General features: G+C 38.6%; 19 protein-coding genes and 1 tRNA gene. 8 read left to right on the top strand and 12 right to left on the bottom strand.

Annotated elements, in window-relative coordinates; translation table 11 throughout:
- Window positions 1–99 precede the first annotated feature (99 nt).
- On the bottom strand, window positions 100–654 hold the full coding sequence (locus F984_RS05465) for a TetR/AcrR family transcriptional regulator (RefSeq protein WP_004707695.1): 555 nt from the start codon (window positions 652–654) through the stop codon (window positions 100–102).
- A 731-nt stretch (window positions 655–1,385) separates the two neighbouring features.
- Here F984_RS05465 and F984_RS05460 point away from each other — a divergent pair.
- The 3 genes from F984_RS05460 to F984_RS05450 are packed head-to-tail and all read left to right on the top strand — an operon-like array spanning window position 1,386 to window position 3,089.
- The gene (locus F984_RS05460) at window positions 1,386–1,925 is read left to right on the top strand and encodes a PAAR domain-containing protein (protein WP_004707694.1); all 540 of its coding nucleotides are present in this window, start codon (window positions 1,386–1,388) and stop codon (window positions 1,923–1,925) included.
- 2 nt (window positions 1,926–1,927) lie between these two features.
- On the top strand, window positions 1,928–2,623 hold the full coding sequence (locus tag F984_RS05455; protein ID WP_004707692.1) for a hypothetical protein: 696 nt from the start codon (window positions 1,928–1,930) through the stop codon (window positions 2,621–2,623).
- On the top strand, window positions 2,598–3,089 hold the full coding sequence (locus F984_RS05450) for a hypothetical protein (protein ID WP_004707691.1): 492 nt from the start codon (window positions 2,598–2,600) through the stop codon (window positions 3,087–3,089). Before F984_RS05455 ends, F984_RS05450 begins: the two co-directional genes overlap by 26 nt.
- 439 nt (window positions 3,090–3,528) lie before the next feature.
- Here F984_RS05450 and F984_RS05445 read toward each other — a convergent pair.
- From F984_RS05445 to efp, 4 genes are all read right to left on the bottom strand, one after another.
- Window positions 3,529–3,605, bottom strand: a tRNA-Val gene (locus F984_RS05445).
- Window positions 3,606–3,772: 167 nt separating this feature from the next.
- Window positions 3,773–4,075, bottom strand: coding sequence for a YbdD/YjiX family protein (locus F984_RS05440; RefSeq protein WP_002052430.1), 303 nt, complete (start codon window positions 4,073–4,075; stop codon window positions 3,773–3,775).
- A gap of 2 nt (window positions 4,076–4,077) precedes the next feature.
- Window positions 4,078–6,174, bottom strand: a complete 2,097-nt coding sequence (locus tag F984_RS05435) for a carbon starvation CstA family protein (RefSeq protein ID WP_004707689.1) — start codon at window positions 6,172–6,174, stop codon at window positions 4,078–4,080.
- A 164-nt stretch (window positions 6,175–6,338) separates the two neighbouring features.
- Window positions 6,339–6,908 carry an elongation factor P gene (gene efp, locus F984_RS05430; protein ID WP_002052936.1) on the bottom strand — a complete coding sequence of 190 codons (570 nt, stop codon included), beginning with the start codon at window positions 6,906–6,908 and terminating at the stop codon, window positions 6,339–6,341.
- Between the two features lie 73 nt (window positions 6,909–6,981).
- Here efp and epmB point away from each other — a divergent pair, with 73 nt between their 5' ends.
- Genes epmB through F984_RS05415 form a run of 3 tightly spaced genes read left to right on the top strand, consistent with a single transcriptional unit; the run spans window position 6,982 to window position 11,864 of the window.
- On the top strand, window positions 6,982–7,998 hold the full coding sequence (gene epmB, locus F984_RS05425) for an EF-P beta-lysylation protein EpmB (RefSeq protein WP_004707686.1): 1,017 nt from the start codon (window positions 6,982–6,984) through the stop codon (window positions 7,996–7,998).
- A gap of 15 nt (window positions 7,999–8,013) precedes the next feature.
- Entirely contained in the window at window positions 8,014–9,759 is a 1,746-nt protein-coding gene (locus F984_RS05420; RefSeq protein ID WP_004707685.1) for a hypothetical protein, read from the top strand.
- Window positions 9,756–11,864 (top strand): EAL domain-containing protein, encoded by a 2,109-nt coding sequence (locus F984_RS05415; protein WP_004707683.1) that lies wholly within the window; start codon window positions 9,756–9,758, stop codon window positions 11,862–11,864. The genes F984_RS05420 and F984_RS05415 overlap by 4 nt, the downstream gene beginning before the upstream one ends.
- A gap of 62 nt (window positions 11,865–11,926) precedes the next feature.
- Here F984_RS05415 and rpmE read toward each other — a convergent pair whose 3' ends face one another.
- The 4 genes from rpmE to F984_RS05395 all read right to left on the bottom strand — a co-directional run bounded on the left by rpmE (window position 11,927) and on the right by F984_RS05395 (window position 16,043).
- Window positions 11,927–12,151 (bottom strand): 50S ribosomal protein L31, encoded by a 225-nt coding sequence (rpmE, locus tag F984_RS05410; protein ID WP_001200845.1) that lies wholly within the window; start codon window positions 12,149–12,151, stop codon window positions 11,927–11,929.
- Window positions 12,152–12,344: 193 nt separating this feature from the next.
- Entirely contained in the window at window positions 12,345–13,316 is a 972-nt protein-coding gene (locus tag F984_RS05405) for a bile acid:sodium symporter family protein (RefSeq protein WP_006580654.1), read from the bottom strand.
- A 133-nt stretch (window positions 13,317–13,449) separates the two neighbouring features.
- A complete protein-coding gene (gloA, locus tag F984_RS05400; protein ID WP_002052709.1) occupies window positions 13,450–13,851 on the bottom strand; it encodes a lactoylglutathione lyase in 402 nt (133 codons plus the stop codon).
- 2 nt (window positions 13,852–13,853) lie between these two features.
- Window positions 13,854–16,043, bottom strand: a complete 2,190-nt coding sequence (locus F984_RS05395) for an AmpG family muropeptide MFS transporter (protein ID WP_004707678.1) — start codon at window positions 16,041–16,043, stop codon at window positions 13,854–13,856.
- 166 nt (window positions 16,044–16,209) lie between these two features.
- Here F984_RS05395 and F984_RS05390 point away from each other — a divergent pair, with 166 nt between their 5' ends.
- A complete protein-coding gene (locus F984_RS05390) occupies window positions 16,210–18,828 on the top strand; it encodes a Lon protease family protein (protein WP_004707676.1) in 2,619 nt (872 codons plus the stop codon).
- Window positions 18,829–18,884: 56 nt separating this feature from the next.
- On the opposite strand, the gene F984_RS05385 is transcribed toward F984_RS05390, so the two are convergent.
- From F984_RS05385 to surE, 3 genes are all read right to left on the bottom strand, one after another.
- Complete coding sequence (locus F984_RS05385) at window positions 18,885–19,814, bottom strand: LysR family transcriptional regulator (RefSeq protein WP_002052792.1); 930 nt, start codon at window positions 19,812–19,814, stop codon at window positions 18,885–18,887.
- A gap of 101 nt (window positions 19,815–19,915) precedes the next feature.
- Window positions 19,916–20,755, bottom strand: a complete 840-nt coding sequence (locus F984_RS05380; RefSeq protein ID WP_004707673.1) for a peptidoglycan DD-metalloendopeptidase family protein — start codon at window positions 20,753–20,755, stop codon at window positions 19,916–19,918.
- 111 nt (window positions 20,756–20,866) lie between these two features.
- Window positions 20,867–21,637: a 5'/3'-nucleotidase SurE gene (surE, locus tag F984_RS05375; protein ID WP_002052561.1), complete on the bottom strand. Its 771-nt coding sequence runs from the start codon at window positions 21,635–21,637 to the stop codon at window positions 20,867–20,869.
- A gap of 102 nt (window positions 21,638–21,739) precedes the next feature.
- Between surE and F984_RS05370 the strand changes: the two genes are divergently transcribed.
- Window positions 21,740–22,111 carry an MCR_0457 family protein gene (locus F984_RS05370; protein ID WP_004707670.1) on the top strand — a complete coding sequence of 124 codons (372 nt, stop codon included), beginning with the start codon at window positions 21,740–21,742 and terminating at the stop codon, window positions 22,109–22,111.
- Window positions 22,112–22,152 lie beyond the last annotated feature (41 nt).

Genomic DNA, 22,152 nt, shown 5'->3' with positions numbered 1-22,152 from the left:
CGATGTCTATCTATGATGTTAGGTAAAGCTTCATAGATAGACATCCAATCTGTACCAACTTTTCGATTTATTTCGTCTTAATTTAAATAAAATTTAGTGTTAAATCAGTCCTCGTAGAAAATACTCAAGCATCTTCTCTTTTTGAGTTGTCTTATCTGAACTTAAAAGCTGAATAATGGCGCCCTCAATCATATATAAAAAGAGTTTGGCATCGGTAAAAGAAGCATCGGTTTTAAGTAATCTAAGCTGGCTATAAACTTCATTGGTCAGCCATGTTCTGTATCTCACCGCGGTTTTATAAGCTTTTGGATAACTATTTTTAGTTTCAAAAATAGCCTTAAATAATAAATAGTACGGGCCTTCTAGGTCGGTATGTAGAACATACAACTTCTTGAGTTTATCGATTGTGCTTGTGTCATGGTCATACTCGACCAGTGCAACCACTTGGTCTTGGAGGCGTTCTTTTTGTACGATTAAACAGATTTCGATAAAGCGTTCTTTAGAGTGAAAATAATTATAAAACGTCATTTTATTCACTTGGGTTTCTTTCACAATTTTGTCGACACCGACCATGTGAAACCCACCGTGATGGAACAGATTTATTCCTTTTTTTACAACTTCTAAAGCACGTGTTGGGAGAATAAAATTTGGCATAGTTTTACCGTTATAAAAATAAATTTTTGTTGTATATAAATGAGATAAAAAAAGCCTGTGCCCTTTCTGGGAGAAAAAAAGGCACAGCAAAGCCTATAAAGACTGTGCTTGGCACATCTCAAGTTTTATTGTTGATGCAAGTTTTTTGAGCCGTAATGACTTAAAGCCTGAAAACCCTATAGGTCATCAAGCTGCTTTAAATTTTTAAGTGGTGTCGTTATAGCTTTTGGCAACGGCTGCCAAGAAATAATGGATGTGCAAAGCCAACTCCTTTTTATTTGGAGTTCTGCCAGACATTTATAGAATTATGGTGGCAGAACGGAAGAAGGTTGACAGACTAGTATTATCTCAAACTAGCACACCCGTAGGTGTCCCTCTCCCGTCCTACCGCTACGGGAAAGAGACGAGTGGCACACCACACAAGACTATTCCTCAGAAGGAATAACTCTGATGCGGGAGATAATATTCAGCCTGTCAAAGCCGGCTGGCAATGTGGCCAGCAGGCAAAGAATAGTGCCCAACCCTTTCGCAGTCAAGCACACAAAATGACATTTGCTTTAATTTAGATCATTAAAAAGTAAGAATAAATAATGAGTTGGTTATTGTTAAGTGGGGTTTATAAAGGTGAGAAATTTTAGAAACCTTAGGCTTTTCCCTAGAAAATAGACAGATCTGTATATTTTTCTTTGTTATTATTCGCCCAATTCATGAGAATAACAAGGAATAATAATTTGGCTACACCCTATATCACTATAGGTTGCCCGACTACGGGCGGCGGCAAAGTAATTAGTGGAAATTCATTATTTCTCATTGATGGAAAAGCTATAGCTTGCACAGGTGATAAAGCCACCTGCCCTACGCATAAATTAGTAGCCACTATTGTATCGGGTGATCCGTACATGAATATTTTTGGCAAACTGGCGGCACGTGTTGGTGACTCTCTGTCTTGTGGTTGTAAACTACTTCCGCAACAGAATTTAGTTGTTCAGGATAATGGGGGTGGTTCTGGACAAAGTTCCCGCACAAATCAAGCACAAGATAGCTTTGCACCTCAAACTGACGAACACGGACTTAAGTTCCAACTTAAAGATCAAGAGACAGGCAAACCACTTGCACAACAGTATTTTAAATTAAAGAGTCCTGACGGAACCGAAATTGAAGGATTTACTGACAAAAGTGGTTATACAAAATTAATTAAAACGGGTACTGAAGCCAAAGAAATTGATTTAACAACTTTTGATTTATCCGAACCTATGGCTGAGTGGAATTAATAATGTCAGATAAAAATTTAAGAAACCCTTATAGTCGTAATATACCTGACACTTCGCCCGCTTGGGATGCTTATCCAACCGAACAAAAAGTCTGTGAAATCACTGAACCGCTTTGTAATGATCATATTAAAGTTCGCAATTACACAATGGTTCGACCTTATAATTTTATGATGAACATTCAGCGTTGGGCGGAAGTTGAAAACACCATTGAATTATTAATGGCAGTTCGGTTTGGTATGGAATGGGATGTCAATAAACTTCCTGAAAGCAATATGGCTGACCCTGCATTTCATACAAGAATGTATATAACGTTTCATAATTATGTACTCAAACATGCAATGAAAGAAGGTGCGCGAATTGTTGGAGAATTTCAACAGACAGCCTTTAAAGTACGCTTTTTGAGTACGTTTGCTGTTGATGAATTGCTTGAACTAAGAAATCTTAGTAAGTTTGATCAAGGCAAAGAAATTTATTCAAAAATTGAAGACTTGAAAGATACTTTTGCAAAGTTAAATGCTGCCAAGGCTAGTACAAATTTGGCACAGTTAAGAATGAATGATGGACCACTATTTATTAATCGTGAAATGTTTAAAAAGGTTTTTAATCAAGACTTTAATCCTAAAATGATTCAAATTATGAAACAAAATAGAGAGTATCTAGGAGATCCAGTTAATGTTCGTGAAAAAGGGCTTTACTAGCCCCTTAAAACTAATCTTAATTTCTATGTTTGTTCTAACTAGTTGCGGATGTACCAATACACAAGTTAAAAATTATAGAGAAGATGTTATTAATTCAACCCGTGGTGCAGTAAATATGCTGATTATGGATCAACCCGTCTATAAAAATGCTATAGCATCCGAAAAGAATAAAGTTACAAATACTTTGCTGTATACCACTTTAAAGAAAGCAGGTGTTTTAAGCGAGCTTGAAAAAGAAATTGGAAATAACTTTGTAATTGAAGAAAGCCTTTCCTTAGCTCAACTAAATAAACTTTGTTGGACAACTAAGTTTCTTCAGCATTATAAAAAAGACTTATCCCCTCAGTCTCAAGTTGATTATCAGAAAGTTTATGCTTGGGTGGATGCCAAGCAGTCAACATGGTTAAAAAAACTAAATGAGGGATATACTAAAGATGAACTCGGTGAAGATGATTGTCGAAAGTGAGTAATAAAAAAGCCCTAATTATTTAGGGCGTTTTTCTATACCTGCTATTTCTATAAAAATACTTATTTGTCCACTAAATATATGCGCTATATATACTTAAAATTGATTGCTCATAAAGAAAACAAATCTTTCAAATTAAGCCAAAATAACCTATGTATAAGTAAAGCTTGAATGCTATATTCGGCCCATGACTTAGTTCTATTTGCTTAAATGCTTAGGTGGGCTAACTTGCCAAAGCCATTTTATGAATAGCTTAATGACCTGCTTCTTGTCGTGATCATTTTTACAACTTAATCTCAATGGGGGCAGGTCGCCATCTCACCCACTATCCCGCTTCAATCTTCTCTGTTGATTTTAATTCTAATCGGTTTAACTCCAAAAACAGGCATAAAAAAAGGGCTTACATGTTATTAAAACGATGTAAACCCTTTATAAATCTTGGTAGGTATATCCAGACTCGAACTGGAGACCTCTACGATGTCAACGTAGCGCTCTAACCAACTGAGCTATACACCTAGAATGGAAAGCATCATATTCATTTTTCAAAAGCAAAACAAGAGATTTGCCATTGAAAAAAATACAAATGAGCAGACTTTGAGCAAACTTTTTTCATTTCCCAAAAAGTAAAACGGTACATGGTTCAACCACATACCGTCTTTGGTTAGCCAAATATCAAGCTCAACTTAACAAGGGCATTTCTTCAAAGTACCACCTGCCGATGGATAACGCACATCAACACAATGTCGATAGAAAGTCTTTGCATCCATAGGTGTTAAATCTGGATGATGGGCTTTCATATGCTCCAAATATGTTTGATAGTCCGGCACACCAACCATCAGTCGGAAACTTTGCTGTAAACGTTGCCACAAGGTTGCTATACGCGACCAGTTCTTTGGAGAAAGTAATAGCTCTTTTTGCGAGAGCACTGTCATTTTGATGATTTTCGCAATAATGACAGTTCCATTTTTTGCAAATTTAAAATTCATCTTTATTCTCCTCGAGTGGTAACCACTTCAGGATCGGCATATACCGCAGGCGCTTCATTTACAGTCGGTTTCGGACTCGCTAAAGCACGGCGAACAATACCAATTGAGGCAATAATCATGACAATCGATACAATCATAAAGAAGCCACAAAGCGCAGCATTAATCTGATTCGACATCACAATGTTTTGCATCTCAGCAATAGTTTTGGCTGGTTTAATAATTTCACCACGAGCAATCGCGTCAGAGAACTTATGCGCTTGCGCCAAGAAACCAATTTTTGGATTTTCGTGGAAAATCTTTTGCCAACCCGCAGTCATACAGGTCACGAATAAGAAAATAGTCGGAAAAATCGTTACCCATACATATTTTTCTTTTTTCATTTTAAACAGAATGACTGTACCTAAAATGAGTGCCATAGAAGCCAGCATTTGGTTACCAACACCAAATAAAGGCCATAATGAGTTAACACCACCAAGTGGGTCAATTACACCTTGATAAACAAAGAAGCCCCATCCACCTACTGCAACCGCTGTACCAACCAAATTACCAAAGAATGAACCTGATGCTTTAACCGCAGGAATAACAATACCTACCGTGTCTTGCACCATGAAACGACAAGCACGAGTACCGGCATCGACAGCAGTTAAAATAAACAATGCTTCAAACAAAATGGCAAAGTGATACCAAAATGCCATCATTTGGCGGCTATTAAAAATTTCAGAAATGATATGAGCCATACCAATAGCGAAGGTAGGTGCACCACCTGTACGTGAAAGAATCGAGCTTTCACCTACTTCTTGAGCCAACACGGTCAGCATTTCTGGGGTAACAACAAAACCTAAGTTACGTACAGCTTCTGCCGCAGTTTCTACAGTTGTACCGAGTACTGCCGCTGGCGCATTAATCGCAAAGTACACACCTGGGTCTAACACTGTCGCACAGATCATTGCCATGATCCCGACAAAAGACTCCATAAGCATACCGCCATAGCCAATCATGCGCATGTCAGCTTCGTTATCGACGAGTTTTGGTGTTGTACCACTAGAAACAAGCGCATGGAAACCAGAAATGGCACCACAAGCAATGGTAATAAATAGGAATGGGAATAAGCTACCTGAGAAAACTGGACCTGTACCATCAATGAAGTGGGTTACAGCCGGCATTTTCAATTCAGGTAATGCAATGATAATACCCACCGCCAAACCAAGAATCACCCCGATTTTGAGGAAGGTAGATAAATAATCACGCGGTGCTAATAACAACCAAACTGGCAATACCGATGCGATAAAACCATAAATAATGAGACACCAAGTAAGTTGTGTACCTGTTAAAGTGAAGAACTCACCCCAGTATGGGTCTGCTGCAACATGTCCACCATAGACAATTGCCAGCATCATTAAAACAAAGCCAATAATTGAAACTTCTGCAATACGTCCCGGACGGATAAAGCGCATATAAACGCCCATGAACAATGCAATTGGAATGGTGGCTGCAATACTAAAGACACCCCATGGACTATGTGCAAGTGCTTTAACAACCACCAACGCCAGTACGGCAAGGATAATAATCATTACCCCGAGTGCGCCCAACATAACCACAACACCAGCAAAAGAACCAAGTTCCTGCTTTGCCATTTCACCAAGTGATCGGCCATCACGGCGTGTTGAGATAAATAAAACTAAAAAGTCTTGTACTGCACCCGCCAGCACTACACCGACCAATAACCAGATCGTTCCTGGTAAAAAGCCCATTTGTGCAGCCAGAATTGGTCCAACTAACGGTCCTGCTCCAGCAATTGCAGCAAAGTGGTGACCGAAAAGCACATATTTATTGGTGGGTACATAATCCAGACCATCGGCTAAACGATGTGCTGGGGTTAAACGTCTTGGGTTTAATTCAAATACTTTAGTTGCAATAAATAGACTATAAAATCGATATGCGATGCTATATACACATGCTGCAGCCAGTACAAGCCAAACCGCGTTAACATGTTCACCACGACTGAGTGCCAGCATCCCAAAAGAAATTGCACCTATAATTGCCACTAGGCTCCAGACCAGCTTGGAGGGAAGCGTAGATTTCGCTTGCATTGTGTCCATTCTTAACCTCTCAATAAATAACTACAGCATTTTTATATTGTTATGTACTGTTTCTCTTAATCCCTGTGACTCTACTCCTCCTTTTTCTTTTTTCCTCTTATACTTTCGCATAAAAAAAGGGATGATTTACATCATCCCTTCGATAATAGTTTATTTTTTAACTATTATGCACGCTCTAAATACTCACCAGTACGAGTATCTACACGAACGCTTTCTTCTTGCTGAACAAATAACGGAACACGAACAACCGCACCTGTTTCAAGCTTAGCTGGTTTACCGCCACCGCCAGATGTATCACCACGTACGCCCGGATCAGTTTCAACGATTTTTAATACAACGAAGTTCGGTGGGTTTACAGTTAAAGGTACACCGTTGAACAACATAATTGTACATTTTTCATTTGAATCGTCTTTTAACCATTTAGCAGCATCGCCCATTGCAGTTTTGTCTGCAGCGATTTGCTCAAAAGTTACAGGATCCATGAAGTTCCACATTTCACCATCGTTGTATAAGTAATCCATTTCAACTTCAACGATGTCAGCCGCTTCTAAAGAGTCACCTGATTTGAAAGTTTTTTCTAATACTTTGCCAGTTTTAAGGTTACGTAATTTTACACGGTTGAACGCTTGACCTTTACCTGGTTTTACATATTCGTTTTCCATGATAGAACATGGGTTACCATCAAGCATAACCTTAAGGCCAGCTTTGAAATCATTTGTAGAATAATAGGCCATGAAAGGCACACTCCAAACTTAACAAGTCAACTATGCGATATAATGCGTTGTTGCATTATCTTAATCGTGTCAAATGATAAACTATTTATACCAAGAGCAAAACTGGCAATCACAACTCAGTGACCTTATTACTGATCCTTTTGAACTGCTAAGCCTACTCGAGTTATCCTCAGATCAGCTATTATCAGGTGCGATTCTGGCTTCTGAAAAGTTTAAATTGCGTGTTCCTCGTGCGTTCGTCGGAAAAATGAACGCTAAAAACCCGCTTGACCCGCTTTTACTACAAGTATTACCTCATCATTTAGAGCTTGAAGAGCATCCTGAGTTTGTAACCGACCCTTTAGGTGAAGAAGCAGCCAATCAGTTACCGGGTGTTTTACATAAATATAAATCTCGTTTTTTACTGACCTTAACAGGCGCATGTGCTGTGCATTGTCGTTACTGTTTCCGTCGTCACTTCCCGTATCAGGAAAATCTGCCAAAAAATGATGATTGGCTCAATATTAAAAATTATATCGAAGCTAATCCTGATATTAATGAAGTGATTTTAAGTGGAGGTGACCCCCTTACGCTTTCTAATCGTAAGCTTGCACTTTGGCTAGAACGCTTATCATCTCTCAAACAAGTTAAGATTTTGCGAATTCATTCACGAGTTCCAATTGTCATTCCAAATCGAATCGACGAAGAGCTTATTTCTTTATTAAAAAACAGTAGGCTGCGTATTATTCTGGTGGTACACTCAAACCATGCTTCTGAACTCGATGACTTTACTTGTTCAAAGTTGATGGAGTTATCTTCGCACCACATTACTGTACTAAATCAGGCTGTATTGCTAAAAGGTGTCAATGATTCTGCTCAAACTTTAACTGATTTAAGTTATCGTCTATTTGAAGCTCGCGTTATGCCATATTACTTACACGTATTAGATAAAGTAAAAGGCGCACAACATTTTGATTTAATGCCATCTGAAATAGATGCGATATATCAAGACGTGTTAGCGAGCCTACCTGGATATCTGGTTCCTAAACTCGTCAGGGAAATTGCGGGCGAAAAGAATAAAACACCGCTTTTTGGGGCTACAACTTTTTGAGTTATATAATAAGTGATGATGAATAATGCACTTTCGGACATTTTTCACAATCAAACCTCACGTACCCGTGAACGGTTAAGCTTTTGTGAAGCCAACATTAAAGATCTTAATGAATGGGTCACTACCCTTTCTATTATGCAATTGGGTGATACTTCAAAAGCGTTATTTACCGCAATTTTGGAGTTAAATGAATTAAATTGCAGTGAAACGCTCCGCTTTGACTTAATTCAAACGCTTCACCCAACTATTAATAATGTTTTGGCAAGCTTAGAAAAGAACTTCTTTAACCAAGGGGTGATTAGTACCGACCGTAACGAGCATATTATTGAGCTGGCAATGCTGCTGCGTTGTTATTTTGCCAGCATTTATTTAAATATTGCACAGACCAGCCACGAGCAGCTACAAAGACAAAAGTTCTCTTTATTTTCTTTTAAACAAAAGAAAAACTTACAAACTGCGCGTATTTTGGCGACATTCCATGCATTGCAGCAACTCACCAACCTTTTATACCAACAGCATATGCTCTACAGCGAACCTGTAAAAGGTCAATGGTTAATTGCTCATCAACTTTATGAAACAGCCGTTCAGTATAAATATCATTTAACCAATATTAATCATATTCAAGGTGTACAGCACCCTTTAGCAAATATTACACAGGCATATGCTCAGCTGATTTTATTAGATATTTTTAATACCAATCAGATTCGTCAATCAGAAATTCAGGCTTTGTTTCAATGTAGTTTTGACTGGGCACGCATGATTCAAATCTTGCCTAAAGACTCTGCTTTAACTAAATATGTAGTCGATCCGACTAAAGACCATCCGCCTGTATATAACAAAAAGCAAAGCTCAAATTTCAACCCAAGCATTTTCATTAGTACACAAGCCTTGCTTGAGCATGTGACTGCCACCATGCATAAAAATGCTCAATACATGTCTAAAAATGAAAAGATTTATTTGAGTCCAGCACTAAAATTTCACGTTCAAACCATTTTGGGTACCACAGCACAGCGCCGTCATGAACGTTATGAATACAATGCTGCATTGCAAATCTGTTTTGGCTTAAGTACTGCTCATTTTTATTTATCTAAAGCAAAAAACTTTGAAGAAACGCTACAGCTTAACAATAACTATAATCTACAAAGTGAATCGAAAGTTTTATCAAACTTAGAAAAAAAAGAGCAACAGACCAGCTCGTATCAGCGCTTGAGTCGTGAGAGCAAGACGATTTACCAAACTACAGTGCTTGATATTAGTGTTAATGGCTACCGTATTAAATGGTCTGGTGAAGCCCCTAAAAACTTAAGAACTGGCGAATATATTTTAGTCAAAGAAACGCTGCATGGTCAGTGGCGTGGCGGTGTGATTCGCTGGATTAAACAATCGACTGAAAAAAGTCTGGAGCTGGGTTTAGAAATTCTTTCGCAAGCCATGTTCCCTTGTGCCGTACATATTCAGGCAGAGCGCCATACTCGTAATTACCACCCTGCACTATTACTACAAACTCAAAACCTAGAAGAAATACAAAACACGCTTATTTTACCGGGGTCTCAAATTTTTAGAGAGCAACAAACAATTCATTTACGATTGGGGACAGAAGAAATCAAAGTGTATCTACTCAAAGCACAACTCATTACTCAAAGTTTTATTCAATTTCAATTTGAACTTTTGAATGAGCAGCAACAACATCTGCTTGATCAGTTCATGCTGAAAAAGAATAGTAACGCGAATAACCAAGATTTATGGGAAGCATTAAAGTGAGAAACTCTTTACTATCTAAAAAGTTAAAACGTACTGAAATACGTTTACTCATTATTGATGATAACCAGTTACGTTATAACCAAATTTTAACTTTATTATCGGGGAATGATTATCAAGTTAATGCCTTATTACTTGATGATTTAAAAAGTTTTGAAAAGCAGTTAAATACATCGTGGGATGTCATTATTTTTGGTCGTGCGTATGATTTGAAAATTGAACAAACTCTCTCCCTTGTTCAAGCCTCAGAACAGCCACAGCTTCCAATTTTACTTTTACAACCAGATGACTACCAATCATCGCAATATCAAAACTATATTCAAAAAGGTATTTATGATGTAGTTCCATTAGAACCTTTGGACTATTTCTATATTACGCTTGTTCGAGCGCTGTCATATAGCCGCCTTTTACAGAAAGAGCAGCGTCTTTTGGCTGAGCTTGATACCATTCATACACATACGCAAACACTGGTCGATAGCAGCCATAAAGCGGTCGCTATTTTTCAAGAAGGTATACATATTAAGGCAAATACCGAATATTTGAATCTTTTTGGTTTCCAGCAAGAAGAAGATATTATTGGTTTGCCGATTTTAGATGTCTTACAACCTAACGATTTAAATATTTTTAAACAACGTTTTAAGAAAATTTCTTTAGGCCAGTTTGATCAAGCACGTTTCGAAATTCAAAGTCAGCATCAAGCTATTTCTGGTAATAATGCTTTAAAACTGGAATTTATTCCGAGCCAAGAAGAAGATGCTGTACAACTGACCATCGACTATCAAGTTGATTTAAAATCACCAGCAAATACAGCACTAACCGAAAAAACGACTGGATTAAGTGCAGCTTGGCCACAGATTAATCGTCATTTATCGACCCACCCTGCCCAAGCAAATGCTCTGGTTCTATTTAGACTTGCACAGTGTCCAGAACGACTTTTTCAACAAGGTTGGCAAACTTTAGGACTTTATTTCAATCAGCTACATGGTTTTTTAAAAGACCATGCTCAGATGCCGATTTTCCAAGTCGACTTGGGCAGTTATGTCGGGATTTTACAAGCTGAAAATAGTACGGTTTTAAATTCTCAGTTGACGAGTTTACAAACTTTGCAAAAAGAACACTTGTTAAAAGTGAATGAGCAAAACTTTTCGGTACAGTTAAAACTTGGCTATGCTCCGCTTAACCAACCATTAACTGAAACTACATTTAGCTCATTACTTAATGAAGCTGAAAAGCAGAACCTACCTCAAGTTACCCCTCAGCTTGAAATAACGCCTATTGTAGAAAAACCAGTTTCGCCGAGCATTGAAGCTGTTCCTCTTGATTTAACGATTGAGCACTTTGAGGTGACTTCGCAGTCTTCTTTGCTACAGCAGTTGAAACAAAAATTAGCTAAAGGTGAGATACATCTTAAGTATCAGCAAATTTACGATAAACATGATGAAGAAACTCATAACTATGAAGTAACGAGTGGCTTTATTGCAGACGAACAATGGCATGATTTAAATGACTTAGCTGAATTAAAAGAAGATGCTGAACTATCAATTCAACTAGATCGCTGGATATTAGTAGAAGCCTGTAAACAGCTTCATAATTTCATTGCTCAGTATCCTAAAGCAAGGCTCATTATTAACCTTAATATTGATATTTTGCTGAAAGATAAAACCTTCCCTGAGCTGATTTCCAAACTGCTTACTATCATTGGTAGTAAACTTGAATGTCCTTTGATTTTGCAATTTTCGGAACAAGCTCTTCAGCACTACCTTCCAACAGTTCAACCGCTGATTGGTCGTTTACGTCAACATGGTGCAGAAGTTTCAATCCGAGACTTTGCTTCTTCTATATATAGCGATTCAATTTTACAGCAGCTTGATATCCAGCTTGTAAAACTGCAGTCTAGCAAAACTGATCTATTAAGCTCAGACCAAGGACTCAATAGCTTGCAAGAAAAAGTATTTAACTATTTGACTGTAAAACCAATTGGAATTTTATTAGCTAACTTAAATGACATGAACCTGTTTGCCAATGCATGGAATGTGGAAACACGTTTCTTACAAGGTGATTATTTTCAGAAGAAGCTTGATCGTTTAACAGATGTGCAAGACCAGTAATGGTCTTGGACGCTAAAAACAAAAAACGGGCATAAGCCCGTTTTTTGTTTCGTTTTGAAGTATTAACGCTTGATAGAGCGAGACATACCAGCAAAACGTTGTTTGAATTTGTCGATACGACCACCAGTGTCTACATTCTTTTGTTTACCAGTGTAGAAAGGGTGGCAAGCTGAACATACGTCAAGGTAAATAGTTTCTTTACCTAAAGCAGAACGAGTTTCGATTACGTTACCGCATGAGCAAGTTGCAACTAATTTTTCATATTTTGGGTGAATATCGGCGCGCATCGTCGATTACTCCTAATTGAAGAAAGGCTTAAGCTGTCATCGCAATTGATCACTCTCAATTAAATTGAGGAAAGCTTTTATAAGCAGATCAACACCACAACAGACCATTCTTTTGGCCCACCGAAACCTCTAGGGTTAGAGCTAAGCACAACAAGTGGACAGTATTATACGCCATATAATTTTTTTTTGCGAATTAATCTTGGGATTTAGCCCAGTAATTTGCGATTACTCCACACACCATTAACTGTATTTGGTGAAATATCATAATTGGCAATACAATCATTCCTAAAGGCTGACCAATAAATAAGATTTGTGCCATTGGTACACCACTTGCCAAGGTCTTTTTTGAACCGCAAAAGAAAACAGTAATCTGATCGGCACGACTAAAACCAAAAGCACGCGGTAAATACAGGGCAAGTAACATAATAATAGTCAGTAATACAGAGCAAGCGAGCGCCAAAAGAAGTAAGGTTTTCCAGTTTACTTGATGCCAAAGTCCAGCAACCACCGCCCCACTAAATGCACCATACACCACCATCAAAATTGAGCCTTGATCGAACGCTTTTACAATACTTGGTACTTTTGCCATATATGGAAAAACATAAGGACGAAGCAATTGCCCTAAAACAAATGGAACTAATAACAACAGCGTAATTTCTATAATGGACGATGTAGGATCAAACCCGTGCTGACTTTGTCCCAAAATAAAGAAACTCACTAAAACTGGCGTAATGAACATACCCACCAAGTTTGAGAAAGATGCACTACATACCGCCCCTGCCACATTCCCTTTTGCCACTGAAGTAAAAGCAATAGAAGACTGAACCGTAGAAGGTAAGAAACACATAAACAGAAAGCCCCAATAGAGCTGCTGTCCCAATAAAGGTAAAAGAATAGGTTTAGCCAATAAACCAAGGGCAGGAAAAATAAAGAACGTAATTGCAAATACCAGTAAATGCATTTTCCAATGCAAAATACCTTCAATGACTGCCTCACGAGACAACTTAGCCCCATGTAGGAAGAATAAAATTGCAATCGCGACTGTAGTTAGTGTATTGAAATACTGCGCAGCTTGACCACTGACTGGAAAAAATGTTGCTAGTAGCACCATACCAACTAACAAAATTGTAAATCGATCAAGTGCCAAGAACTTCAGCATGTTCACATCCTATGATTATTTTAGTCAAATAAAAACCCAGTTGATAAATTGACCATTTGGTCAAGCCTTCATCATACTGGGCTATAAAAATAAAGCTAGGCTTTTAAGACCTAAATCTTAAAGCGCCTAAGTCAATTACTTAATTATTTCTAGCGTTTGCATCTTGCTGAATGAGTTCGATTTTGTAGCCATCTGGATCTTCAACAAAAGCAATCACCGTTACACCACCCTTCATTGGGCCTGCTTCACGCACAACTTTACCACCACGTGCTTTAATTTCTTCACATGCTTTGTAAGCGTCTTCGACACCAATTGCGATGTGACCATAGGCATTGCCTAAATCATAACTTGATGTATCCCAGTTATGCGTAAGTTCAAGCACGGTATTATTTTCTTCATCGCCATAACCAACAAATGCTAGTGTAAAACGACCTTCTTCATAATCACGCTTACGAAGTAACTTCATCCCTAATACTTCGGTATAGAACTTTAAAGATTGTTCTAAATTGCCTACTCGCAACATTGTATGAAGCATTCGCATGTTTATTCACCTGCCTTTTCTGTTTCATGTGTTTGATGATCTTTGAGTAGTTTTCCAACCCAAACCACTAAAATTAAGATTGGAATCCCGATCAATGTGGTCATCAAAAAGAAGTTTGGATACCCAATATTACTCACTATGGTACCTGAATATCCACCTAAAAGTTTTGGTGTAAGGGTCATGAGTGAACTAAAGATCGCATATTGAACAGCGGTAAATGACACACTGGTTAGGCTCGAAAGGAATGCAATAAATGCTGCACCCGCGAGGCCCGAAGCCATATTATCCACAACAATTGCAAAGTAGAGCCACAGCGAACTATAAGGCTTAATGACTTTACCGCTAATCTCGACCTCTTTACCTGACTGAGTATCAATATATGGTAGAGGGTCAATATTTACATCTAATTCAGCTTTGGATACAGAATTTGAAGCAATGTTATAATGATGGGAAACTGATAATACTTTTTGGTTTCCTTCGACAACTGACGCAGTAATTTGTTTGCTTGGTGATGACAGTAATTTTTGCATATCAATTGCAGCGTTAAATACACCTTTTTGATCTGTCATTTTTGCATCAAAATTTTGTCCATCAAGATTCAACACAATCTTTTGGTTAGGCGATAAAGCTTTACCAAAATACTGACCACGAACAACCACACTGCCTTCAGAAGATTTAGCAGTGATTTGGTCACTTCCCATCAAAGGTAAAATCTGTAGGGGTACATGTTCAGCATGCGTTGTTACTAAAGGTTGAACTCGGACTATGGTCTCTGCTTGTTGACCTTGCAAAGCATAGCCAGCTTTTACATCAACTTGTTTTGTTCCTTCAAAAGTGGAACTCGGGACTTTAATCTTCCAATAACCGACTTCATCTGGCTGAGCTTTATAATGTTTGTCTCCCACTTGAACATCCACCATATCAAGGGGTTTGCCAGATTTCACTAAACCAATGAAAATGAGGTTAGTAGAGCTTGCCAATACAGCACCCACAAACATCAGTTTCATGATGTTCATACGCTGTGCTAATAAGCCTCCTAAGAAGCCTCCAACCAAGCTAAAGATCACACCATAAACTTTTACAGCTTCAGCAATTTGTTCTTTGCTAAAGTTTAGATCTTGATAAAAGACATTTGAGATCACACCGGCAATGATGTCTGAAATACGGAAAAAGCCAATCAAAAATAGAAGCACTAACGCGAGTTTGACACCATAACGTTTAAAGAAATCCAGAATTGGAGCAATCCAAGTTTCTTTTGCCATTTGCTGGTTGACCACCCCCATCTTAACTAGCACATAACCAACTAAAATGGCAGAACCTGTTGCTGTTAAGAATCTTAAAGCTTCTAAACCAAATAAAGCTGCACTATCTTGAATATTGCCAGCTTTGGAAATTGCCTCGGTAATTTGACCTGAGTAAATATAAGTTATGACAAACGAAATGACCGCTATAAAGAAGACTAAAACCAGACGGTAATAATCAGTAGTTTTATAGTTTTTATATACGCGATTAACCTTAGGTTCACGAACAAGCAAGGTTGTAACAATACCGACCAACATGACTGCTGCCATGGTTAAATAGGTCGTTTTCCATGCCTCGTAAATATAGTTGCCTTTAGCTGTTCCTAAATGTGCTGCTAAAAATAATGCACCAGCACCAGCTACAATCATACCAATACGGTAGCCAGCATTATAAGTCGACGCCAACACCGTCTGCATTTCAGTTTCAGCTAATTCGATACGATAAGCATCAATTACGATATCTTGCGTTGCTGCCGAGAAGCCAAGTAATACTGCACCGGCTGCCATTTGAACCAAATAGCTATGGCCTAAAGCTGGGTCGGCAAAAGCCATGGTGCAAATCGCAAGCACAATTAAACACTGAGCAATAAGCAACCAAGCACGTCTTCGACCTAAAGCCTTGGTCAAGACCGGTACTGGCAATTCATCAATGAGAGGTGCCCAAACAAACTTAAAGGAATATCCCAAAGCTGCCCAACTGAAAAAAGTGACTGCACTTTTATCAATGCCCGCTTCACCTAGCCATAAAGAAAGACTAGAAAAAATTAGTAAAATAGGTATTCCGGCAGAAAAACCCAGAAATAGCATAATTAATGCACGACGGTCTAAAAATGCTTTAAACGCCGAGACCCAACCAGAGGTTTGTGTGGTCATTCGTTTTTTATTTTCCATAAATTATAAATGCGTCTATTCAATCGCTTCTTACAATTGCTTTCAAGATTCTTTCTGCAATCAAGTTTTGTTTTGGTGATAAAAGCAGCAAGTTTGCTTGATATTTTATGCTAAACCTGTATACCTTTAATCTTCAACCTTCGTTTTCTTTTGCTGGATATCAACAGTGACACAAAAACTTGATCAAGTGACAACTTCAACTTTATCACTCGCTAAAACAAACACCACAAACGTCACAATAAATGCATTTCCTTCAGCTTTTGAGCAACCTGATATAAAAATGACTTTGGATAAAACAGCCTTAAAACCCGAACAACTTACACATATTCCAGATTTTGAAAATATTCCAGCCTCAACAAAACGTATAAAACCGCTTAATAACTTTTTAGGACAAGATCGTGCCAAAGCTTCAGTAGAAGCCGGCATTTCTTTACCCTACTCTGGTTATAACATTTTTGCAGTAGGAACGGCAGGTTTGGGTAAACGCACCATGATTAAGCGTTTACTACAACAACATGCGAAAACAATGCCTACTCCAGATGATTGGGTATATGTTTATAACTTTAAGCAAGCGCGTCAGCCAATTGCGCTACGCTTCCCTGCTGGGCAAGGAACCAAGTTTCAACATACTCTTCATCAAACTTGGCAAATTATTTTAAAACAGCTTGAACGCCGTTTTAGCGCCGAGACTTATCATAACCGTATTGAGCGAATTCGTCAGGAAACTGGAGATGAGCAGCAAGAAGCGCTTGTTGAATTAACAAAAGAAGGCGAAGAGCTCGATTTAAAATTAATTTCTCGAAATGAGAAGCATGGTTTTGTGCCTGTCCAAGTAAAAAATGATCAGGTTCAAGAACTGACCCAAGCAGAAATTGATGCTTTAAATAGTAAACAGCGTGCTGAAATCGCGGCGAATATTCGCTATATGGATAAAAAGCTTGAGCGTCTTGGTTTGCATTTAGGCGATTTAGAAGACGATGCACGAGACAAAGTCTCTGTTTTAAATCGAGACATCGCGACTCAAGTGGTTATGCCACGAATAGATTTAATTTTAAATAAGTATGGTCAAGTTAAAGGCCTTGAAGATTATTTAAAACAATATGCACAAGATGTAATTGACAATGTTGAGCTCATTTTAGAGCAAGAAGAAGATGACTTTGCTCCTGCTATGTTCAATCGTGTACCAGCACGTTATCAAGCAAATGTAATTGTTTCAAATAAACCAAACAGCGGTGCACCGGTTATCTTTGAAGATTTTCCAACCCACTACAACTTGCTTGGTCATGTAGAACAGCTTACGCACAACGGTACAATTACCACAGATTTCACTCTCATTCGCCCAGGTGCTCTACATCAAGCGAATGGTGGTTTTTTAATGCTTGAAGCCGAGCAATTACTCGAACAGCCTTATGCATGGCAGGGTTTAAAGCGTGCTTTAAAATCAGGCCAGCTCAAGCTTTCTTCTCTTGAACACATGTTGACGTTAACAGGCTCTATCTCGATAGAACCTGCTGCAGTTCCACTTGATATTAAAGTGGTTCTTATGGCAGAACCTGAGATTTATTATGAAATCTTAGAAGTAGAACCAGAGCTTGGTAGTGTATTTAAAATTCGTGCAGATTTTACCGATACATTACAGCGTAATGACGAAAATGAACAAGCTTACATGCAGCTAATTGCTGACTATGTACAAGCAGATAAACTACTTCCATTTGATCGTAGTGCCTTAGCAGCTTTACTTACCGACTCAAGCCGTCAGGCGGAAGACCAAAGCTCACTATCATTACATGCTTCAACTTTGGGTGACCTCATTCGTGAAGCACATCATCATGCATTTAAAGCCAATGAAAAGATTGTAACTGACCAACACATTAATCTTGCATTACAACATAGACAATATCGCTTAGGCTATTTAAGAGAGCTTTACTGGCAAGATCTGTCGCGTGGAACTCAGTTAATCGAAACTTCAGGCCACCGTTTAGGCCAAATCAATGCCCTCTCCGTTATTCACTATGCAGATGTTGAGTTTGGTTTACCTTCACGTTTGACTGCCTCAGTTTATCAAGGCGGTGGTGATATTCTTGATATTGAACGTAGTGTAGAACTAGGTGGTTCACTCCATGCCAAAGGTGTGTTGCTCATGTCTAGCTTCTTGAAAGCTCACTTTGGCCGTGAACAGATTTTACACTTCTCTGCCGCGCTTGCATTTGAACAAAGCTATGGGCAAGTCGACGGTGACAGTGCAACGGTTGCCGAGCTTTCTGCATTAATTTCTGCAATTAGTCAAATACCAATTGATCAATCATGGGCAATTACCGGTTCTATGAATCAGTTAGGCCAAGTTCAACCAATTGGTGGTGTAAATGCAAAAATTGAAGGCTTCTATGATGCTTGTAAATTACAAGGTTTAACTGGCAAACAGGGTGTCATTATCCCACGTCAAAACATGCAACATTTGATGTTACGTCAAGATGTGATTGATGCAGTAAAAGTTGGTCAGTTCCATATTCATGCGATTGATACGATTGACCAGGCACTTGAAATTTTAATGGCTCGTCCAGTCGGTACACTCGATAAAAAAGGCAAGTACAGTAAGCACTCTATTTATGCGGCTGTAATGGAGCAACTTGAATATTGGCAAGCCATCGAAGATGGTGCAGAAATTGAAGAGGAACCAAAGAAGAAAAAGAAAAACAAGAAAAAAATCAAAAAGCACGAAGAGCTCACAGCTGATGATCTTCCACAAGAGACTCAAGAAGAAGTTGCGACTCTGAAGCAAAAATAGTACTAAGTAAAAAAAGGGCTTGTAATCACAAGCCCTTTTTTATGAATAAGGTAAAATTAGCGAACAATTTGCATGGCCCTTCCGCCAGCCAATTGACTAAAATACTGTTTAAGCGCTTCAACACAACGCTGAATCTTCATTGGCTGTTGATCGTGTTTGGCGATCTCTGCATATAAAGTGAAAGCTGGAAGTTTCCAATCTGGAAGAATTTCAATTAAAGAACCAGCCTTCAATTCTTTTTGAGCATCTAAATATAAAATTCTAGCAATACCATGTCCTTGCTGACATAAGGCTTTAGCAACTTGCAAATTATTACTTTGTAAACGGCTTACCATCTCAATATTTAATTTCTCACCTGTTTTAGCATGCTGGAAGTTAAAAGTACGTGACTCGTTCATTGCATTGATAGAAAGCAACTCATGGTTGTTTAAATCGTTTGGATGCAAAATCGGGCTTGATTGATTGAGATAGCTGGGAGAGGCTACCAAAATCTGATCGACAAAAGCCATAGGGACTACAGAACTACTCTCTTCTACTGGCGTAGAGCTCATACGTACGGCAATATCAATTCGCTCTTCAATTAAGTCGATATAACGATGCCCCACTTCAAAATGAACAGATAAACCGCGATGGGCAGACATCCAATGAGATAAAGCAGGAATAATGTGCTGAACTGCTAAGTCTGGGGTTGTTGCAATACGCAAATCACCAATCAAGTCATCTCGCAGTTCATTGATTCTGATTTTGCCTCTTTCTGCTGCTGCCAACATTTCTTGGCAACTTGAGAAAAAAGCCTGTCCAGCCTCTGTCAAACTAAGTTTTCGAGTAGAACGGTGTAATAAAATTACATCCATTTCATTTTCAAGAGAACGTATTTGCTGACTGACAGCACTTGTTGTAATGCCTAATTCACGTGCCGCACCACTAAATGAACTTTTTTCAACCACACAAGCAAAAACACCCATCGCACGAAGCTGATCTAACATAGGTTTCCTCAAATCTAATTCTAAATTTATAAAAAATGCTTATTGTTGTAATGAAAGCAACCAATTACATTATACGAGGAAACCTATATTTATTGCATTAGCTAATTTGGTAAAAGATTTGCCGGATTGATTGGTTTACCGTCAAGGCGAATTTGGAACTCAAGCATGACACGAGAAGCCCCTGAAGACCCCATTTCAGCAATCTTTTGGCCTGCGGTTACATTGTCTCCACTCTTCACAATCATCTTGCTATTGTGGGCATACGCACTGATATAGCCATCAATATGTTTGATTAAAACGAGATTACCATATTCTTTTAAACCATCGGCTGCGTATACAACTTGACCGTCAGCTGCCGCATAAATAGGATCACCTTGGTTACCACCGTAACGAATTCCTTTGACATTATTCGCCAAATTAAATCCTTGGATAACCGGACCATTATTTGGTTTCACCCAACGCAAGCTTGAACTTGGAATTGAAGCCCCTACGCTAGTATTGTTTGTTGGTGCAACTGTTCTTGGCGGCGGTGTAGTAACCGTTGTTGTTGGCGGAGTTGTGGTTGTCGGTAATGCAATTGTTTGGCGCTTAATCGGCTCTTGTTGCGCCATGACTTGTGTCGACACGGTTTTTGGTGAAGAAGATTTTTTCAATCGTAATGATTGATTAACATAAATACGATATGGCGGAGCAATATCATTCATCTCTGCAATACTGAGATAGTCCAAACCATAACGCATTGCAATGCCACTTAAAGTATCACCTGAACGAACGGTGTAATAGTTAGGAGCCATTGAATAGCGAGAACTATTATTAATTTGTGGTTTAGAAGCACATCCTGCCATTGCAACAGTAAAACCTACAGCTACAGACAACATCATAATTTTCATTATATTGTCTCTTTGAATATGCGATCTGCTTTGTTGCCCAGTTAAATGCATCGATCTCCCTCACTAAATGCTACAAATCATTTCGGCTAAGAGTATCAAAAAAGTAAGAGGAAACATGTTCCTCTTTTTCTATATTCACAAAGTTATAACATTCGGGCCAAATTATTGACCCAAGCTTGCCTGTAAATCCTCTAAAACCGCATAGTTTGTTGCATCCATCTGAATTGGGGTCACACTTACAAAACCGTTTGCAACCGCAAAAAAGTCAGATTGAATTTGGCTAGCAATACGCTGCGGGTCCGTAACTGCTTCACCTGCCAGACCAATCCAGTAAACCTGTCTTCCTCTTGGGTCGACATGACTTGTGATGGGTTTAGACTGAGCACGGCGTCCTTGATAGGTAATTTGAGTCCCTTTAAGCTGTGGCACATCCGGAATATTAATATTAAAAATATGTCGAGGTGGTAGCGCAGGTAAACCTTTGGCAATAAAGTCATGTACCCATTTGGCTGCTTGCGCATAATCATCTTTATGGTTGTATGAACGCACATCAGAACCCGCTAAAGAAACCGCAATTGCAGGCTGTTTCATTAAACGTCCTTCAAATGCAGCGCCGACTGTTCCCGAATACAGAACATCATCACCTAAGTTTGCACCACTGTTGATTCCACTAACTACCAAGTCAAATTCGAAATCAAACAATCCATTCATAGATAAATAGACGCAATCGGCTGGCGTTCCATTTACAGCCCATACATCTTCAGCAATTTGAATAGGACGTAAAGGACGATCTAATGTTAACGCGCTCGAAAATCCACTTCTTTCACTTTCTGGAGCAACTACTACAACACGGCCTAATGGTTTTAACGCTTCAGCTAAAGCCTGTATACCTGGTGCAAATACACCGTCATCATTCGCAATTAGAATATTCACAAAAAATCTTTCTCGACAAATAAACCCGAAGGTTTTCTCAATTGAATTATTTGTTGAATTATATATATTTATGCCTCCATAGCATTATAAAATTGTGAAAAAATGAAAACTTTCGCTCCTTTTTTTCAAGTATTGGGGATCAGTATCACATTGTGTACGCAAACGGTTTTTGCTGATGAGGGTATCTCGACACAAGAAGCTGATAGCTTAATTAAAGATGACATTGCATCTACTCAAGTTTTACAAGAAATTTGCCCTAGTTTTGTTGGCGCAAATAAAAATCTTGAAACGAATACTAAAAAGATTATTGCAATGTACCTTGGTGGTTATTCCAATAAGTCAATTACCTTTTCTGCCCTACAAAATGATGCAGAATACAAGACACTTTTAAGTGAAGCTCGCCAAGCGGCAAAAGAAATGGACCACCGTGAGCAACACGAACTTTGTCAAGAAGTGGTAAATTACAAAGATTAAGCTTATTTGACTCAATACGCTTTTCTTTGAAGGGTTTTCTG

Origin of the sequence: Acinetobacter nosocomialis NIPH 2119 (assembly GCF_000368085.1) — a bacterium.
Classification (GTDB): domain Bacteria; phylum Pseudomonadota; class Gammaproteobacteria; order Pseudomonadales; family Moraxellaceae; genus Acinetobacter; species Acinetobacter nosocomialis.
This window is presented reverse-complemented; position numbering and strand designations above follow the sequence as displayed.

Coding starts and splice junctions, on each gene's coding strand:
- F984_RS05370 (WP_004707670.1), top strand. CDS start 21,740: ATGAAAACTTTCGCTCCTTTTTTTCAAGTATTGGGGATCAGTATCACA.
- F984_RS05440 (WP_002052430.1), bottom strand. CDS start 4,075: ATGAATTTTAAATTTGCAAAAAATGGAACTGTCATTATTGCGAAAATC.
- F984_RS05435 (WP_004707689.1), bottom strand. CDS start 6,174: ATGGACACAATGCAAGCGAAATCTACGCTTCCCTCCAAGCTGGTCTGG.
- F984_RS05385 (WP_002052792.1), bottom strand. CDS start 19,814: ATGTTAGATCAGCTTCGTGCGATGGGTGTTTTTGCTTGTGTGGTTGAA.
- F984_RS05450 (WP_004707691.1), top strand. CDS start 2,598: ATGTTCGTGAAAAAGGGCTTTACTAGCCCCTTAAAACTAATCTTAATT.
- rpmE (WP_001200845.1), bottom strand. CDS start 12,151: ATGCGCGCCGATATTCACCCAAAATATGAAAAATTAGTTGCAACTTGC.
- F984_RS05465 (WP_004707695.1), bottom strand. CDS start 654: ATGCCAAATTTTATTCTCCCAACACGTGCTTTAGAAGTTGTAAAAAAA.
- efp (WP_002052936.1), bottom strand. CDS start 6,908: ATGGCCTATTATTCTACAAATGATTTCAAAGCTGGCCTTAAGGTTATG.
- epmB (WP_004707686.1), top strand. CDS start 6,982: ATGATAAACTATTTATACCAAGAGCAAAACTGGCAATCACAACTCAGT.
- F984_RS05420 (WP_004707685.1), top strand. CDS start 8,014: ATGATGAATAATGCACTTTCGGACATTTTTCACAATCAAACCTCACGT.
- F984_RS05455 (WP_004707692.1), top strand. CDS start 1,928: ATGTCAGATAAAAATTTAAGAAACCCTTATAGTCGTAATATACCTGAC.
- F984_RS05395 (WP_004707678.1), bottom strand. CDS start 16,043: ATGGAAAATAAAAAACGAATGACCACACAAACCTCTGGTTGGGTCTCG.
- F984_RS05380 (WP_004707673.1), bottom strand. CDS start 20,755: ATGCATTTAACTGGGCAACAAAGCAGATCGCATATTCAAAGAGACAAT.
- gloA (WP_002052709.1), bottom strand. CDS start 13,851: ATGCGAATGCTTCATACAATGTTGCGAGTAGGCAATTTAGAACAATCT.